Genomic DNA, 15,348 nt, shown 5'->3' with positions numbered 1-15,348 from the left:
GGCATGCCCGGCGACGCCTTGCTCAATACAGAATGCGCGTCCGCAGCGTGCCCGGAATCGCGGCCAGCTCGTCGCGCACGGCGGCGGCCTGCGCCTCGCTGGCGGTGATGTCGATCACCACGTAACCCACCTTCGGGTCGGTGCGCAGGAACTGGCCGTCGATGTTGACGTTGTGGCGCGAGAAGATCTCGTTGACCTTGGACAGCACGCCCGGCACGTTCTGGTGGATGTGCAGCAGGCGCAGGCTGTCTTCGTGTTCGGGCAGGGTCACTTCCGGGAAGTTGACCGCCGACAGGGTGCTGCCGTTGTCGCTGTAGCGCACCAGCTTGGCCGCCACTTCCACGCCGATGTTGTCCTGCGCTTCCAGCGTGCTGCCGCCGACGTGCGGGGTGAGGATGACGTTGTCGTGGCGGGTCAGCGGCGATTCGAAGATATCGCCGTTGCCCTTCGGCTCGACCGGGAACACGTCCAGCGCGGCGCCACCGACGTGGCCGCTGGCCAGGGCCGCGTCCAGCGCATCGATGTCGACCACGGTGCCGCGCGCGGCGTTGATCAGGTGCGCGCCCTTGCGCATCTTCGCCAGCTCGGTGCTGCCGATCATCCACTGCGTGGACGGGGTCTCCGGCACGTGCAGGGTGACGATGTCGGCGCGCGCCAGCAGGTCGTCCAGGCTGGCCGCTGCACGGGCATTGCCCAGCGCCAGCTTGGTTTCCACGTCGTGGAAGATCACCTGCATGCCCAGCGATTCGGCCAGCACGCCGACCTGGGTGCCGATGTGGCCGTAACCAATGATGCCCAGCGTCTTGCCGCGCACTTCATGGCTGCCGCTGGCTGACTTCGACCAGCCGCCGCGATGGCATTCGGCGTTCTTCTGCGGAATGCCACGGGTCAGCATGATCGCCTCGGCAGTCACCAGTTCGGCCACGCTGCGGGTGTTGGAGTAGGGCGCGTTGAACACCGGGATGCCGGCCAGTTCGGCCGCGTCCAGGTCGACCTGGTTGGTGCCGATGCAGAAGCAGCCCACCGCGATCAGGCGCTTGGCCTCGGCCAGCACCTCGGCGCTGAGCTGGGTGCGCGAGCGGATGCCGACGATGTGCGCCTCGGCGATGCGCGCCTTCAATTCGTCCTCGGGCAGTGCCTTGGTGTGCGCCTCGATCTGGCTGTAGCCGGCCGCGCTGAACACCTCCACGGCGGTCTGGCTGACCCCCTCCAGCAACAGCACGCGGATATCCTGCTTCGGGAACGAGGTCTTCTTCGGCGACATGGGGCAACACGGCCAGTGGGACAGGGGCCAACCACTATGCCAGATCGCAGCGCTCATGGTGCGGTGCGCAATTGGTTGCATCCGTAGCTATCTGCCTGCTCGCAGGGCTGGACGCTGGCGCGTGCCGCTGGCACGCTTGCCCGTTCTTCACGCCCCGCGCTGGACCGTCATGACCGATTCCCGCATTGCCTCGCTGCAGCAGGCCTGTCCCGGCCTGAAGCTGAAGACCGACCCGGCCGACCTGGAGCATTACGGGCGCGACTGGACCCGGCGCTGGACGCCGGCGCCGTTGGCGGTCGCACTGCCGGCCACGGTCGAGGAGGTACAGGCGGTGATGCGCTGGAGTGCGGGTGAGGGCGTGCCCGTGGTGCCGTCCGGCGGCCGTACCGGCCTTTCCGGTGGCGCGGTGGCGGCCAATGGCGAGCTGGTGCTCAGCCTGGAGCGGATGAACAAGGCGCTGGCCTACAACGCGGTCGATCGCACCCTGGTGGTGCAGGCCGGCATGCCGCTGGAGGCCGTGCACAACGCCGCGCTGGACCACGGCCTGATCTATCCGGTGGATTTCGCTGCACGCGGGTCGTGCACGATCGGCGGCAACATCGCCACCAATGCTGGCGGCATCCGTGTGATCCGCTACGGCAACACCCGCGAGTGGATCGCCGGGCTGAAGGTGGTTACCGCCAGCGGCGAACTGCTGGAGCTCAACAAGGGCCTGATCAAGAACTCCAGCGGCTATGACTTCCGCCAGCTGCTGATCGGTTCGGAAGGCACGCTGGGCGTGATCGTCGAGGCGACAGTGAAACTCACCGATCCGCCGCCAGCCAGCAACGTGATGCTGCTGGCCGTGCCCAGCTTCGAGGTGCTGATGCAGGTGTTCGCCGCGTTCCGCGCGCGCCTGCAGCTGCAGGCCTTCGAGTTCTTCACTGACCGGGCGCTGGAGCACGTGCTGGCGCATGGTGCGCAGGCACCGTTCGACGAGGTGCACCCGTATTACGTGGTCACCGAGTTCGCCGCCAACGACGAAGCGCAGGAAGCGGCGGCGATGGCCGCCTTCGAGGACTGCATGGGCAACGGCTGGGTCAGCGACGGGGTGATCAGTGCCAGCGACGCCCAGGCCGCCCAGCTGTGGCGCCTGCGCGAAGGCATCACCGAATCGCTGGCGCGCTACAAACCCTACAAGAACGACGTCTCGGTGCGGATCTCGGCGATGCCTGCGTTCCTGGCCGAGACCCAGGCACTGATCGGGCAGGCCTACCCACACTTCGACGTGGTCTGGTTCGGCCACATCGGTGACGGCAACCTGCACATCAACGTGCTCAAGCCCGACGACACCAGCGACGCCGATTTCGTGGCGCAGTGTGAACACGTGACCAAGCTGTTGGCGCAGGTGCTGGCCCGGTTCGATGGCAGCATCTCGGCTGAACACGGCATCGGCCTGGTCAAGAAGGGCTACCTGGACAGCACCCGCGGCCCGGCCGAGATCGCCCTGATGAAGGCGGTCAAACGTGCGTTCGATCCCCAAGCGCGGCTGAATCCCGGCAAGCTGTTCGACGTTTGAGCCGGGCAAATCCTTCACGCACCCGTTACGCTCCACGCATCCTCACAACCGGCTTCGAACCGATGACCCGTCCGCTTCTGCTGCTCGCCCTGCTGTCCCTGCCGCTGGCCGGCTTCGCTTCCAGCTTCGCCGGCACCTCGGCCGGTTCCGCCACCGGTGCATCGTCGGGCTCTTCGGCCAGCAGCTCGGGCGACGACAAGGTGGTGCAGGCCGCACGCGACGATGCCGCCGCGTTCATCGCCAGCGACGGCCAGATCCGTGGCGCCCGCCTGCAGGCCGCGCTGGTCCACCTGCGTGAGCAGAGCGCTGCCGCGCAGCAGCAGAGCGACCTGGAACTGGCCCGCGCGCTGCTGGCGCGTTGATCCCGCCTTCGGGTAGTGCCGGCCGCGGGCCGGCAACGCCATGACATCTGCACGGAACGCAGCCACGCATGGCGTGGCTCTACTGCTGATCGCTCACGTCGCGCACGCCGCTGATCGCCTGCAGCTTGATGCGTCCGGTCTCGATCCGGCACAGCAGCAGCTCGCCAGCCAGACCCTGGCTGACGTGCAGTCACTGTTGCCGGACGGCCTGCTGGCTGCGTTGCCGGCGCAGGTACGGGTGCGCTGGACGGATGACCTGCCGGCCGATGTGCATGGCCGCACCTTCGCTGGCCGTATCGCGCTGCGCCGGAGCCTGCTGGGCGACAGTGCGCCCGGCGCCCGCCGTGCCCGGCGCAGCGCGCTGGTGCATGAACTGACCCATGTTGCAGACCGTAGCGGTGCGAACTGGTCGCGCAGTGCGCGCTGGCTCGACCTGGCCGGATGGCAGCGCAAGCCCTGGCATCTTGGCCGTGGTGGCAACGACTTCCGTGACCGTAGTCCGGATGCCTATGAGCTGAAGGACCCGGCCGAGTACCTGGCAGTGAACGCCGAGCATTTCGTGCTCGATGCCGAGTTTGCCTGCCGGCGCCCGGCATTGGCGCAGTGGTACCAGGCGCATTTCGGAACACCGCCATCGCTGCCGCAGTCGCACTGCGCGGCCACGTTGCCATTGCTGCAGGCCGAATCGGAAGAGGGTGCGGCATCGCTGCTGCAGCTCGATCCTTCGCGCGTCTACGCCGTGGACTACCTGTTCGCCGAAGGCAGTGCGCAGCCGATGAGCCGCTGGGGGCACAGCATGCTGCGGCTGGTGATCTGCCGGCCGGGCCGTGCGCCGGGGCCAGACTGCCGCCTGGACCTGGAGTACCACCGCGTGCTGTCGTTCCGCGCATTCGTAGGTGATGTGCAGATTTCCAACTGGCGTGGCCTGAGCGGCGGCTATCCCTCGCGCCTGTTCGTGCTGCCGCTGCAGCAGGTGGTGGACGAGTACACCAAGGTGGAACTGCGTGGGTTACAGTCGCTGCCGTTGCAGTTGTCGCCCGGCGAGATCGCCGGCCTGCTCGAGCGCACTGCACAGGTGCACTGGAGCTATGACGGGCGCTATTACTTCGTCAGCAACAACTGCGCGGTGGAAACCGCAAAGCTGCTGCAGGCGGGTGTGTCGCGCCTGGGGGAGGCCGGGCTGGCCCAGCTGAGTCCGCGCGGGTTGAAGCGTCGGCTGTCCCGGCTGCATGTGCTGGACGAGCAGGTGCTGACGGACCGCAATGCAGCGCAGGCGCAGGGCTACTACTTTGCCTCGGCGCGCGATCACTATCAGCAGTTGTTCGATGTGGCGGCTTCGCAGCTGGACCTGCCGGTGCGCGATGTGCGTGGCTGGCTGAAGCTGCCCGCACAGCAGCGTGCGCCCTGGCTGCTGCAGGGTGACCTGCGTGCCAGCGCCGGGCTGCTGCTGCTGGAACAGGCTGCGCAACGCCGCGCCGAACTGCGCGCGCGCGATGTGCTGAAACGGCGCCTGCTGGCGGCACCGGACAGTGCCGAGACGCGCGGCCTGCGCCAGCTGCTGGAGCAGGGTGGGCAATGGCTGCGCCCGGGTACGCTGCTGGTCGACGATGGCTACGGGTTGCCGCTGGCCGATGAGCAGGCGGTGCTGGCCGAAGCGGTTGCCACTGCCAGCGCAGAGGCGGTGCCGGCCTGGCAGGCGCTGCGCGTGCAACTGCGCCAGCAGTTGCCGGTGGGCCAGCGCAACGAGATGGATGCGATCGATGCCAACCTCGCCGCACTTGGCGCGCGCCTGCGGGAACAGGCAGCCACGCCCGCTACTGGCGCGGCAGTTCGATGACGAAACGGCTGCCGCCGGCGTTGCCCGCCGTGCAGTAGACGCGGCCGCCGTGCGCGTCGGCGATGGCCTTGACCACCGCCAGGCCGAGGCCACTGCCGCCGCCCTGGCGTGAACGTGAGCCGTCGGCACGCATGAACGGGCTGAAGATGTCGGCGTGCAGCTCCGGATCGATGCCCGGGCCCTCATCCTCGATTGCCACTTGCACATGTCCCGGTGTGTCATGCACGGCAATCCGCACCTTGCCCGGGCTGGCATAGCGGCGTGCGTTCTCCAGCAGCGCCAGCAGCGCCTGGCGGAGGCGGGTCGGGTCGCAGTGCGCGTTGTGTTCCTCGCGGCTGGTTTCCAGCTCCAGCACGAAGCCGGCGGCGCGGAACTGCGGATCGACCAGGGTCATCACCGAATGCACTTCGGCCACCACATCGGTGCGCGCGCGACGTACGTCCAGCCGCGCGTTGTCGGACAGGCTCAGCACGCGCAGATCCTCGATCAGGCGCGAGAGGCCCTCGACCTGCGCCAGCAGGCTGCGGAACTGTGACTCGTCCGGCTGGAACACGCCCTCGGCGAGCCCTTGCAGGCGACCGCGCAGGATCGTCACCGGCGTGCGCAGCTCATGGGCGATGGCCGCGTGCCACATCGCGCGCTCGCTCTCCATGTGCTGCAGGCGGCGGGCCATTGCATTGAAGTCCTCGACCAGGGTCGCCACTTCACCCGGCGAATTCTCCTCGACGCTCGCGCGCGCCCCGAGGTCGCCGCCGGCAAGCGCACGCACACTGTCCACCAGTGAATTCAGTGGCGACAGGATCCGGTGCGCAAGACGGAACGAAGCGGCGATGGCCAGCGCCAGTCCGGTCAGGATCACGCCCACCATCCATGCCAGTTCCGGCCCGGTCGGCAGCCAGCTTTCCGGCTCCTCGGTGCTGCCGGGGAAGAACTCGACCAGCACCGCGTACAGCAGCCACGACGACAGGATCATCATCACGATGACGCCGATCACCATCAGCGACATCGAGATGATGATGTGGCGGCTGAGCCCGGAACGGCGCAGGCGCGCCATCAGCGGTCGGCCATCAACCGGTAGCCGACACCGCGCACGCTGGCCGGGACGTTGACCATGCCCACGTCATCGAGTTTGCGGCGCAGCTTGCTGACATGGCTGTCGACGGTGCGTTCCAGCGCTTCGCTTTCCGGCAGGCATTCGTGCATCAGTTCGCTGCGGCTGAAGATGCGGGTCGGCGCCAGCGCCATGCAGTGCAGCAGCTTGAACTCGGTGAGCGTGAGCAGCACTTCGTGGCTGTAGCCTTCGCCCTCCACATGCACGGCATGGGTAGCCGAGTCGATCAGCAGCGGGCCCGCCCGCAGCGCGGTCGGTGCGTCCATGCGCGAGGCGCGCAACGTACGCCGCAGCACGGCGCGCACGCGTGCTGCCACTTCGGCCGGATTGAACGGCTTGACCACGTAGTCGTCGGCGCCCATGCGCAGCGCGGTGAGCTTGTCCAGGTCCTGGTCCAGTGCGGTCAGCATGATCACCGGCGTTTCACCGCGCTGGCGCAGCTGGGTCAGCACGCTCCAGCCATCCAGGCGCGGCAGCTGCACATCAAGCAGGACCAGGTCGGGGCGGGCGCTGCGGTGCAGGTCCAGCGCGCTGTGGCCGTCGGCGGCGCGCAGCGTACGCAGTCCTTCGCGTTCCAGATAGGCGGTGAGAATATCGGCGATCTCGGCCTCATCCTCGACGATCAGGACGAGGGCGGCGAGGGCAGGGGAGGCATGCATGCAGGGGCGGGGCCTTAAGGTGCTTGCCTCCATCGTATCTCCACAGTTCCTCCATCGAAACCCCATCATCGCCCCGCAGACTGCACGCTTCAGAACCTATCAGCCGCCCGCGCGGCATTGTGCACAGCAATGAGAACCTTCAGGACTCCGGTCGCGTTGATCGCGGCCCTCGCCCTGGCCATGACGGCCTGCTCCGCCCCCGAGGCCACCCCCGAAGCGGCACCGCGCGTCAGCGTGGTTACTGTCGGCCCACAGGTCGTGCAGCGCGATGACGAACTGCCCGGCCGCGTGGCCGCCGTACGCACCGCACAGATCCGTGCCCAGGTGGGCGGCATCGTGCAGCGCCGGCTGTTTGAGCAGGGTGCGGAAGTGCGCGTCGGCCAGGCCCTGTTCCAGATTGATCCGGCGGCGTTCCGTGCCGATGTCGACTCGGCACTGGCCGCGCTGCAGCGCAGTGAGGCCGCCTTGGGCCGGAGCCGCGTGCAGTCGCAGCGCCTGCATGCGCTGGCGGCCGCGCAGGCGGTCAGCCAGCAGCATCGCGACGATGCCACTGCGGAATACGAACAGGCCCGTGCCGCGGTGAACGAGGCGCGCGCGATCCTGGCCCGCCGCCAGCTCGACCTGCGCTATGCAACGGTCAGTGCACCGATTGCCGGTCGCATCGACCAGGCGCTGGTGACCGAAGGTGCACTGGTCGGCGTGGCCGATGCCGAGCCGATGGCGGTGGTGCAGCAGATCGACCAGGTCTACGTCGATGTGCGCCAGCCAGCGGCGCAGCTCGAGTCGCTGCAACGCAGTGCCGGTGGCGGCGAGCTGCCGGTGACGATCATCGGTGCGGCCGGCAGGCCGCTGCCCGAACGTGGCCAGATGCTGTTCTCCGGTATCAATGTCGATGCGCGCACCGGTGATGTGATCCTGCGCATCCTGGTCGACAACCCGCAGCGCCAGCTGCTGCCCGGCATGTACGTGCGCGCGAAGGTGCCGCGGGGTGCGCCGGCCAGCGCACTGACCGTGCCGCAGCAGGCCGTGCTGCGCAGTGCCGGTGGCCAGGCCTATGCCTGGGTGATCGGTGGCGATGGCAAGGCGGTGATCCGCACGCTGGAAGTGGACGGCAGTGTCGATCGCCAGTGGCTGGTGCGCACGGGCCTGAAGGCCGGCGAGAAAGTGGTGGTCGAGGGCCAGGAGCGCCTGCAGGAAGGCGTGGTGGTCGATGCGCGCGACTGGCAGATGCCGGTTGCCAGCGCCGGTGCAGTGCAGGCCGGCAGCAAGGGCTGAGCCTGTTCCGGGCCGGTCCCTCCAGGAAAATCCAACATGGCACGTTTCTTCATCGATCGCCCGGTGTTCGCCTGGGTGCTGGCGATCTTCATCATCCTGGCCGGCGTGCTGGCGATCCCGCGGCTGGCGGTGGAGCGCTATCCGGCAGTCGCCCCGCCCAGCGTCAGCATCTATGCCAGCTACCCGGGTGCCAGCCCGCAGACGCTGAATGATGCCGTGGTTGGCCTGATCGAGCGCGAGCTGTCCAGCGTCAAGCACCTGCTGTACTTCGAGTCGTCGGTGGACACCTCCGGCGAAGCCTCGATCACTGCGACCTTCAAGCCGGGTACCAACCCGGAGCTGGCGCAGGTTGACGTGCAGAACCGGATCAAGGCGATCGAGCCGCGCCTGCCGCGCAGCGTGCGCCAGAACGGCCTGTTCGTGGAGGCCGCCGATTCCGGCTTCCTGATGCTGGTCGGCCTGCGTTCGCCCGATGCCAGCGTCAGCGAGGCCGCACTGGGCGACTTCATGGCGCGCAACATCATCGAGGAGCTGCGCCGCATCGATGGCGTCGGCCGCGTGCAGCTGTTCGGTGCGGAGCAGGCGATGCGCGTGTGGCTGGACCCGACCCGGCTGACCGGCTATGGGCTGACCATGGGTGACGTGGCCGCTGCCATCGAGCAGCAGAACCTGGAGATCTCGCCGGGGCGCATCGGTGATTCGCCGGGTGTTCCAGGCCAGCGCATCACCGTGCCGCTCAGCGCCGACGGCCAGTTGTCCACGCCGGAACAGTTCGCGGCGATCGTACTGCGCGCCGGGGCCGACGGTTCACGGGTGGTGCTGGGTGATGTCGCCCGCGTCGAACTGGGCGCGCAGAGCTATGCCTGGGGCACCCGCGAGGACGGCCATCCGGCCACCGCTGCCGGGGTGCAGCTGCGGCCGGGCGCGAATGCGGTGCGCACGGCGTCGGCGGTCCGTGAGCGCATGGCCGAACTGGCGCCGCTGTTGCCGCGCGGCGTGGAGGCGAGCATCCCGTTCGACACCGCGCCGTTCGTGAAGATCTCGATCCAGAAGGTGGTGCAGACGCTGCTGGAAGCGATGCTGCTGGTGTTCGCGGTGATGTACCTGTTCCTGCAGAACTGGCGCTACACGCTGATTCCGGCGCTGGTCGCACCGATCGCGCTGCTCGGTACCTTTGCGGTGATGCTGGCGCTGGGCTTCTCGATCAACGTGCTGACCATGTTCGGCATGGTGCTGGCGATCGGCATCATCGTCGACGACGCGATCGTGGTGGTCGAGGGGGTGGAGCGGATCATGGCCGAGGAGGGCCTGCCGCCGCGCGAGGCGACCATCAAGGCGATGCGCGAGCTGACCAGCGCGGTGATCGGCATCACCCTGGTGCTGACCGCGGTGTTCATTCCGATGGCCTTGGCCAGCGGCTCGGTGGGCGCCATCTACCGCCAGTTCACCGTGGCGATGGCGGTGTCGATCCTGTTTTCGGCGCTGCTGGCCCTGAGCCTGACGCCGGCGTTGTGCGCGACGCTGCTGCGCCCGAACACCCATGGCCATCATGGCCGTGGCGGGCTGTTCGGTGCCTTCAATCGTGGCTTCGAGCGGATGACCGGGCGTTACCAGCGTGGCGTGGCGTCGGTGCTGCAGCGGAGCGGACGGGTCATGGGCGTGTTCGCCGCACTGGTAGTGGCGTTGCTGCTGGGCCTGCACTGGCTGCCGGGCGCCTTCCTGCCGGAAGAGGACCAGGGCTACTTCATGACCTCGATCCAGCTGCCGGCCGAAGCCACCGCCGAACGCACGCTGGCCGTGGTCGAAGCCTACGAACGGCACGTGGCGTCACGCCCGGGCATCGGCTCCAACCAGTCGATCCTCGGCTACAGCTTCTCCGGTTCCGGCCCGAGCGCGGCGCTGACCTACACGATGCTGAAGGACTGGGGCGAGCGTGCAGGGGCCACCGCGGCCGGCGAAGTGGAGGCCGCGCAGAAGGCGATGGCGACGATTGCCGAGGGCGAGGTGATGAGCGTGATGCCGCCGGCCATCGACAGCCTGGGCCGTTCGTCCGGCTTCTCGCTGGCCCTGCAGGCGCGTACCGGGCAGAGCCAGGCCGAACTGCGTGCGGCCCTGCAGCAGCTGCTGAAGCTGGCCGAAGCCAGCCCGCTGCTGTCGGCGGTGCATGCCGATGGCCTGCCGGCAGGTACCAGCGTGCGGCTGGACATCGATCGCGCCAAGGCCGAGGCGATGGGCGTGGGGTTCGAGCAGATCAGCAGCACGCTGTCGGCGGCGATGGGCTCGCAGTACGTCAACGACTTCCCCAACAAGGGGCGGCTGCAGCAGGTGATCCTGCAGGCCGATGCACCCCACCGGATGGAGCTGGAGGACGTGCTGAAGCTATACGTGCGCAACAGCGAAGGCGGCATGGTGGCGTTGTCGGAGCTGGTGACGCCGCACTGGACCGAGGCGCCGCTGCAGCTGCAGCGCTATCTCGGCTTCCCGGCGCTGAACCTGTCCGGCGCACCGGCCTCCGGCGTGTCGACCGGCCAGGCCATGGCGGAGATGGAGCGGTTGGCGGAGAAGCTGCCGTCCGGTTTTGCCCTGCAGTGGACCAGCCAGTCGCTGCAGGAGCGGGAGTCCGGTGCGCAGGCGCCGTGGTTGCTGCTGTTGTCGATGCTGGTGGTGTTCCTGGTGCTGGCGGCACTGTACGAGAGCTGGTCGATCCCGCTGGCGGTGATGCTGGTGGTGCCGCTGGGCCTGCTCGGTGCGGTTGCTGCGGTGCTGTTGCGGGGCATGCCCAACGACGTGTTCTTCAAGGTCGGCATGATCACCGTGATCGGGCTGTCGGCGAAGAACGCGATCCTCATCGTCGAGTTCGCGCGCCAGCTGCAGCAGCAGGGTCGCGGCCTGGTTGAAGCGGCGCTGGAGGCGGCGCGGCTGCGCCTGCGGCCGATCGTGATGACCTCGTTGGCGTTCGCGCTGGGCGTGGTGCCGCTGATGCTGGCGCAGGGCGCGTCGAAGGAAACCCAGCAGGCGATTGGAACCGGTGTGTTCGGCGGCATGGTCAGTGCGACGGTGCTGGCGGTGTTCTTCGTGCCGGTCTTCTATGTAGTGGTGCAGGGCGCGCGGCAGTGGATCGCGCAACGCCTGCGCAGGCGCCGGCCGATGCCGGAAGGATCCGTGGATGGAACGGGACATCGTTGAAGACCTGCATGAGCGGCAGCTGGCAGCGCTGGAACAGCGCCTGCGGCAGGCATTGCTGGATGACGACCACGATGCGCTGACCGCGCTGGTATCGCCGGCATTGTTCATGATGGACGGGCAGGGCGGACGCTTGCTCGACCTGCCGTGGCTGGGCGACTGGCTGGCCGGAAACCTGCACGTGCGCAGCCTGCAGTCGTACGCGGTGGAAACGCTGCTGTGCGGACGCCTGGCATTGTTGTCCAGCGACGTGCGCTTGTCGGTGCGCGGGCAGGGCCAGGAGCGCGAGCTGAAACTGCGCCTGCTGCGGGTGTGGACCTGCAGTTCCGGCGAAAGCGGCGCGCAGCTGTTGTCGATGGCGGTACTGGCTGCATGAGTGCGGTCAGGCCGCTTTCAGGCCCTGCTCACCGACAGGTGGTAGGGTCGAGCCTCTCTGTAGTGTCGACAAGGAGTCGAGCCATGCGTGTAGTTCCCAGTCTGTTGGCAGCCTCCCTGGGGTTGGTGCTGGTCGCGTGCCAGCCGGCCCAGGCACCCGCGGCGGGCAGCAATGACACCCCGCCTGCCACGCCGCAGCCGAGCGCCAACACGGAAGGTGGCAGCGAGACCGCCTACCAGTGTGGTGATCTGAGTGTGGGCGCGACATTCAATGGCGAGGATGCTGCCACGCTGGTGATCGGCGAGCGTAGCTTCGCCATGACCTCCGAGCGCGCGGCATCCGGCGCCAAGTACAGCGATGGTCTCGGCAACAGCTTCTGGACCAAGGGCAGCGATGATGGCCTGCTGAGCCTGAAGGGCGAACCGGATCGCGAGTGCCATGCGGTGGAAGCTACCGAAGGCGATGGCAGCGCCGGCAATGCGGCATTCCGTGCCACCGGCAATGAACCCGGCTGGCTTGCAGTCGTCGACGGCGATGCGCCGGGCCTGCAGGTGGAGGTCGATTATGGCGAGCGCCGCTTCGACGTGGCCAAACCCACCCAGGGCGCTGATGGATGGAGCGGAAAGGCGTCCGACGGCACCGACGTCAAGCTCAGCTTCCAGCGCACCACCTGCCAGGATGACATGAGCGGCGAGGCGTTCGAGGCCAAGGTGAACCTGACCATCGGCACCCGCCAGTACCACGGCTGCGGCAATTTCGGCGCGAAGCAGCCGTAAGCTACCTGTAGAGCCGAGCCCACGCTCGGCTGCTGTGCCTGTCCGGCGCACAAGCAGCCGAGCGTGGGCTCGGCTCTACACAACCGCTGCCACCGATGATCCGTCCGCTGCCTGCGGCGAACACGCCGCAGGCAGGAACAGGCAGCCGATCAGCGCGAGGCGCTCAGTCGGCACGGCCGGCGAATTCGCCCGTGGCGGTGTTCACCAGCACGCGTTCGCCGTTGACGATGTACTCGGGCACCATGATTTCGATGCCGGTGTTGAGCTTGGCCGGCTTCGGGCGCTTGGTGGCGGTGCCACCCTTCAGTTCCGGCGGCGTCTCGATCACCTCCAGCACCACGGAGGCCGGCAGCTGGATCGCCACCGGCTGCTCGTCGATCACCTGCACGTAGATGCCGGTCAGGCCGTCGGTGATGTAACCGGCGTCGTCGCCGATCACGTCCGCATCCAGGGTGTACGGGGTGTAGTCCTCGTCATCGAGGAAGACGAAGGCATCGCCGTCCTTGTACGAATAGGTGGACTGGCGGCGCAGCAGTTCGACCTCGACCAGGTTGTCGTCGGCATCGAAGCTGGCGTCGAGCTTGTTGCCGCCCGGCACGCTGTACATGATGAAGCGGAAGCGGACGTTGCCGCCGCGACCTTGCGGCGAGCTGCGCTCGATGTCGCGGATCTGGTACACGCCGTTGTTGTACTCGACGACGTTGCCCTTCTTGATGTCGTTGGCTTTCATGGTGATTTAGGTCGTTGGGGGAGGGCGCCGTCCCGGCGCCCGGGGGGGAATCACTTCGGAGCGAGGCGGGTAGCGCCGTCCAGGCGGATGGTCTCGCCGTTGAGGTAGGTGTTGCCGAGAATGAAGCCGACCAGATTGGCGAAGTCTTCCGGCTTGCCCAGGCGCGACGGGAACGGGATCGAGGCGGCCAGCGACTGCTGCACGGCTTCGGGCATGCCATCGACCATCGGCGTCCAGAACACGCCAGGAGCAATCGTATTGACGCGGATGCCGAAGCGCGACAGTTCGCGCGCCATCGGCAGCGTCATCGACACCACGCCGCCCTTGCTGGCCGCATACGCGGCCTGGCCGATCTGTCCTTCATAGGCAGCGATGCTGGCGGTGTTGATGATCACGCCGCGCTCGCCGTCTTCGCCGGCGTCGTTGTGCTGCATGCGGTTGGCCGCGGCCTTGGCGACGTTGAAGCTGCCGACCAGGTTGACCATCACCGTGCCCTGGAAGCCGGCCAGCGGCATCGGGCCTTCCTTGCCGAGCACGCGACCGGCGCCGAGGATGCCGGCGCAGTTCATCGCCACGTTCAGGCCGCCGAGGAAATCGTGGGCCTGGTCGATGGCTGCAGCCACGGCCGCCTCATCGCTGACGTTGACATTGAAATAGCGGGCCTTGTCGGCACCCAGCCCGGCAACGGCAGCTGCACCCTTGTCGTCGTTGAGGTCGAACAGAGCCACCTTGCCGCCCTGGGCGACGAGGTGCTGGGCCACGGCCAGGCCGAGGCCGGAGACGCCGCCAGTGATCACGGCACGTACGGAAGACAGCTGCATTGCACGGTCCTGCAGGTTCGAGAACCGCCGATTCTAACGGAAGCGGCGACCGTCGCCGTTGTGCGCTGCGCCGCCCGAGCGGGAGCGGCGCAGCGGGGTGCTCAGCCGGTCGCTGCGAGCGCCTGGCCGGTGCGGCTGGCGGTAGCGCGGCCGAGCAGGCCGGCCAGCCAGCGGCCGGTCTCGGCCAGTGCCGGCAGGTCCACGCCGCTGTCCAGGCCCAGGCCCCGCAGCAGGTAGACCACGTCTTCGCTGGCGACGTTGCCGCTGGCACCCTTGGCATACGGGCAGCCACCGGCCCCGGAGACGGCACTGTCGACCACGCGCACGCCTTCTTCCAGGCAGGTGGCGATGTTGGCGATGGCCTGGCCATACGTGTCGTGGAAGTGCACGGCCAATGCCTCCATCGGAATCTCGGCAGCGACCGCCTGCAGCATCGCCCGTGCCTTGCGTGGGGTGCCGACGCCGATGGTGTCGCCCAGCGAGATTTCGTAACAGCCCATCTGGTGCAGCGCGCGCGCCACCCGTGCCACGTCGGCCAGTGGAACCTCGCCCTGGTAGGGGCAGCCGAGCACAGTGGAGACGTAGCCGCGCACGCGCACGCCATCGGCGGCGGCGCGGCGGAGGATCGGCTCGAACCGGGCCAGCGACTCGTCGATGCCGGCATTGGTGTTGGTGCGGTTGAAGGCCTCGGACGCAGCGGTGAACACCGCCACTTCCTCCACGCCCACCGCGCGGGCGCGGTCGTAGCCCTGTTCGTTCGGCACCAGTACAGGGTAGTGGATGCCGGGGCGGCGCTGGATGCCGGCGTAGACCTCGGCGGCATCGGCCAGCTGCGGAATCCACTTCGGGCTGACGAAACTGGTCGCCTCGATGCTGCGCAGGCCGGTGGCCGACAGGCGGTTGATCAGTTCGATCTTGTCGGCGGTGGACACCGACTGCTTTTCGTTCTGCAGGCCGTCACGCGGGCCGACCTCGACGATGCGGACGTAGTCGCTCATGCAGCCACCTCGCCGACGGGGCGATGGCAGACCGCTTCGATGTTGTTGCCGTCCGGGTCGAGCACGAAGGCGGCGTAGTAATCCGGGTGGTACCACGGGCGCAGGCCCGGCGCGCCGTTGTCGCGGCCACCGGCGGTGAGGGCGGCGGCGTGGAAGGCGTCCACCTGCGCGCGGCTGGCGCAGGCGAAGGCCACGTGCACGCCGTGGCTGGCGGTGCCGCCATTGCCGAGCCAGAAGAACGGCTTGCCGTCGCTGCCGAAGCCGACGTGGTCGTGGTCGCCGGTCAGTTCGGCGCTCACTTCCATCACCACGTCGATCTGCAGTGGCGCCAGTGCCTGCAGGAAGAAGGCCTTGCTGCGCGCCAGGTCGGCGCTGGTCAAACCAAGATGATCGAGCAT

The 15,348-nt window shown here is 68.1% G+C and carries 14 protein-coding genes; 7 read left to right on the top strand and 7 right to left on the bottom strand.

The features are described 5' to 3' along the window. Positions 1 to 22: 22 nt before the first annotated feature. Positions 23 to 1,264 (bottom strand): phosphoglycerate dehydrogenase, encoded by a 1,242-nt coding sequence (gene serA / locus ROV95_RS14640; protein ID WP_312545027.1) that lies wholly within the window; start codon positions 1,262 to 1,264, stop codon positions 23 to 25. A 169-nt stretch (positions 1,265 to 1,433) separates the two neighbouring features. Here serA and ROV95_RS14635 point away from each other — a divergent pair, with 169 nt between their 5' ends. The 3 genes from ROV95_RS14635 (at position 1,434) to ROV95_RS14625 (ending at position 5,021) form a co-directional block, all read left to right on the top strand. Then, on the top strand, positions 1,434 to 2,822 hold the full coding sequence (locus tag ROV95_RS14635) for an FAD-binding oxidoreductase (RefSeq protein ID WP_312545025.1): 1,389 nt from the start codon (positions 1,434 to 1,436) through the stop codon (positions 2,820 to 2,822). Positions 2,823 to 2,884: 62 nt separating this feature from the next. Further along, positions 2,885 to 3,184 (top strand): DUF2388 domain-containing protein, encoded by a 300-nt coding sequence (locus ROV95_RS14630; RefSeq protein WP_005409460.1) that lies wholly within the window; start codon positions 2,885 to 2,887, stop codon positions 3,182 to 3,184. A 40-nt stretch (positions 3,185 to 3,224) separates the two neighbouring features. Next, complete coding sequence (locus tag ROV95_RS14625; RefSeq protein ID WP_312545024.1) at positions 3,225 to 5,021, top strand: DUF4105 domain-containing protein; 1,797 nt, start codon at positions 3,225 to 3,227, stop codon at positions 5,019 to 5,021. On the opposite strand, the gene ROV95_RS14620 is transcribed toward ROV95_RS14625, so the two are convergent. Continuing rightward, positions 4,999 to 6,075: an ATP-binding protein gene (locus tag ROV95_RS14620; protein ID WP_021204537.1), complete on the bottom strand. Its 1,077-nt coding sequence runs from the start codon at positions 6,073 to 6,075 to the stop codon at positions 4,999 to 5,001. The two genes, ROV95_RS14625 and ROV95_RS14620, sit on opposite strands and share 23 nt — an antisense overlap. Next, the gene (locus tag ROV95_RS14615) at positions 6,075 to 6,791 is read right to left on the bottom strand and encodes a response regulator (protein WP_312545022.1); all 717 of its coding nucleotides are present in this window, start codon (positions 6,789 to 6,791) and stop codon (positions 6,075 to 6,077) included. The genes ROV95_RS14620 and ROV95_RS14615 overlap by 1 nt, the downstream gene beginning before the upstream one ends. Positions 6,792 to 6,920: 129 nt before the next feature. Between ROV95_RS14615 and ROV95_RS14610 the strand changes: the two genes are divergently transcribed. From ROV95_RS14610 to ROV95_RS14595, 4 genes are all read left to right on the top strand, one after another. After that, positions 6,921 to 8,066: an efflux RND transporter periplasmic adaptor subunit gene (locus ROV95_RS14610; RefSeq protein ID WP_312545020.1), complete on the top strand. Its 1,146-nt coding sequence runs from the start codon at positions 6,921 to 6,923 to the stop codon at positions 8,064 to 8,066. A gap of 36 nt (positions 8,067 to 8,102) precedes the next feature. Then, positions 8,103 to 11,252, top strand: a complete 3,150-nt coding sequence (locus tag ROV95_RS14605) for a multidrug efflux RND transporter permease subunit (protein ID WP_312545019.1) — start codon at positions 8,103 to 8,105, stop codon at positions 11,250 to 11,252. Next, positions 11,233 to 11,625 (top strand): nuclear transport factor 2 family protein, encoded by a 393-nt coding sequence (locus ROV95_RS14600; protein ID WP_005413199.1) that lies wholly within the window; start codon positions 11,233 to 11,235, stop codon positions 11,623 to 11,625. The genes ROV95_RS14605 and ROV95_RS14600 overlap by 20 nt, the downstream gene beginning before the upstream one ends. An 83-nt stretch (positions 11,626 to 11,708) precedes the next feature. Then, complete coding sequence (locus tag ROV95_RS14595; protein WP_312545017.1) at positions 11,709 to 12,401, top strand: MliC family protein; 693 nt, start codon at positions 11,709 to 11,711, stop codon at positions 12,399 to 12,401. 163 nt (positions 12,402 to 12,564) lie between these two features. Here the strand turns inward: ROV95_RS14595 and yeiP are convergent, their stop codons facing one another. The 4 genes from yeiP to ROV95_RS14575 form a co-directional block, all read right to left on the bottom strand. Continuing rightward, positions 12,565 to 13,131: an elongation factor P-like protein YeiP gene (gene yeiP / locus ROV95_RS14590; RefSeq protein ID WP_005409468.1), complete on the bottom strand. Its 567-nt coding sequence runs from the start codon at positions 13,129 to 13,131 to the stop codon at positions 12,565 to 12,567. Positions 13,132 to 13,181: 50 nt separating this feature from the next. Continuing rightward, positions 13,182 to 13,952 (bottom strand): SDR family oxidoreductase, encoded by a 771-nt coding sequence (locus tag ROV95_RS14585; protein ID WP_312545015.1) that lies wholly within the window; start codon positions 13,950 to 13,952, stop codon positions 13,182 to 13,184. Between the two features lie 101 nt (positions 13,953 to 14,053). After that, positions 14,054 to 14,950, bottom strand: coding sequence for a hydroxymethylglutaryl-CoA lyase (locus tag ROV95_RS14580; RefSeq protein WP_312545013.1), 897 nt, complete (start codon positions 14,948 to 14,950; stop codon positions 14,054 to 14,056). Further along, positions 14,947 to 15,348, bottom strand: a complete 402-nt coding sequence (locus ROV95_RS14575) for a VOC family protein (RefSeq protein ID WP_134731729.1) — start codon at positions 15,346 to 15,348, stop codon at positions 14,947 to 14,949. The genes ROV95_RS14580 and ROV95_RS14575 overlap by 4 nt, the downstream gene beginning before the upstream one ends.

The sequence above is a fragment of the Stenotrophomonas maltophilia group sp. msm1 genome (genome assembly GCF_032025805.1).
Taxonomy (GTDB): domain Bacteria; phylum Pseudomonadota; class Gammaproteobacteria; order Xanthomonadales; family Xanthomonadaceae; genus Stenotrophomonas; species Stenotrophomonas hibiscicola.
The sequence above is the reverse complement of the archived record's forward strand: the minus strand, read 5'-3'. Positions and strand labels throughout refer to the sequence as shown.

Excerpts from the sequence above, each read along its gene's own strand:
- ROV95_RS14575 (WP_134731729.1), bottom strand. The coding sequence starts at position 15,348 with ATGCTCGATCATCTTGGTTTGACCAGCGCCGACCTGGCGCGCAGCAAG.
- ROV95_RS14620 (WP_021204537.1), bottom strand. The coding sequence starts at position 6,075 with ATGGCGCGCCTGCGCCGTTCCGGGCTCAGCCGCCACATCATCATCTCG.
- ROV95_RS14635 (WP_312545025.1), top strand. The coding sequence starts at position 1,434 with ATGACCGATTCCCGCATTGCCTCGCTGCAGCAGGCCTGTCCCGGCCTG.
- ROV95_RS14595 (WP_312545017.1), top strand. The coding sequence starts at position 11,709 with ATGCGTGTAGTTCCCAGTCTGTTGGCAGCCTCCCTGGGGTTGGTGCTG.
- serA (WP_312545027.1), bottom strand. The coding sequence starts at position 1,264 with ATGTCGCCGAAGAAGACCTCGTTCCCGAAGCAGGATATCCGCGTGCTG.
- ROV95_RS14610 (WP_312545020.1), top strand. The coding sequence starts at position 6,921 with ATGAGAACCTTCAGGACTCCGGTCGCGTTGATCGCGGCCCTCGCCCTG.
- ROV95_RS14585 (WP_312545015.1), bottom strand. The coding sequence starts at position 13,952 with ATGCAGCTGTCTTCCGTACGTGCCGTGATCACTGGCGGCGTCTCCGGC.
- ROV95_RS14615 (WP_312545022.1), bottom strand. The coding sequence starts at position 6,791 with ATGCATGCCTCCCCTGCCCTCGCCGCCCTCGTCCTGATCGTCGAGGAT.
- yeiP (WP_005409468.1), bottom strand. The coding sequence starts at position 13,131 with ATGAAAGCCAACGACATCAAGAAGGGCAACGTCGTCGAGTACAACAAC.
- ROV95_RS14600 (WP_005413199.1), top strand. The coding sequence starts at position 11,233 with ATGGAACGGGACATCGTTGAAGACCTGCATGAGCGGCAGCTGGCAGCG.
- ROV95_RS14630 (WP_005409460.1), top strand. The coding sequence starts at position 2,885 with ATGACCCGTCCGCTTCTGCTGCTCGCCCTGCTGTCCCTGCCGCTGGCC.
- ROV95_RS14625 (WP_312545024.1), top strand. The coding sequence starts at position 3,225 with ATGACATCTGCACGGAACGCAGCCACGCATGGCGTGGCTCTACTGCTG.
- ROV95_RS14605 (WP_312545019.1), top strand. The coding sequence starts at position 8,103 with ATGGCACGTTTCTTCATCGATCGCCCGGTGTTCGCCTGGGTGCTGGCG.
- ROV95_RS14580 (WP_312545013.1), bottom strand. The coding sequence starts at position 14,950 with ATGAGCGACTACGTCCGCATCGTCGAGGTCGGCCCGCGTGACGGCCTG.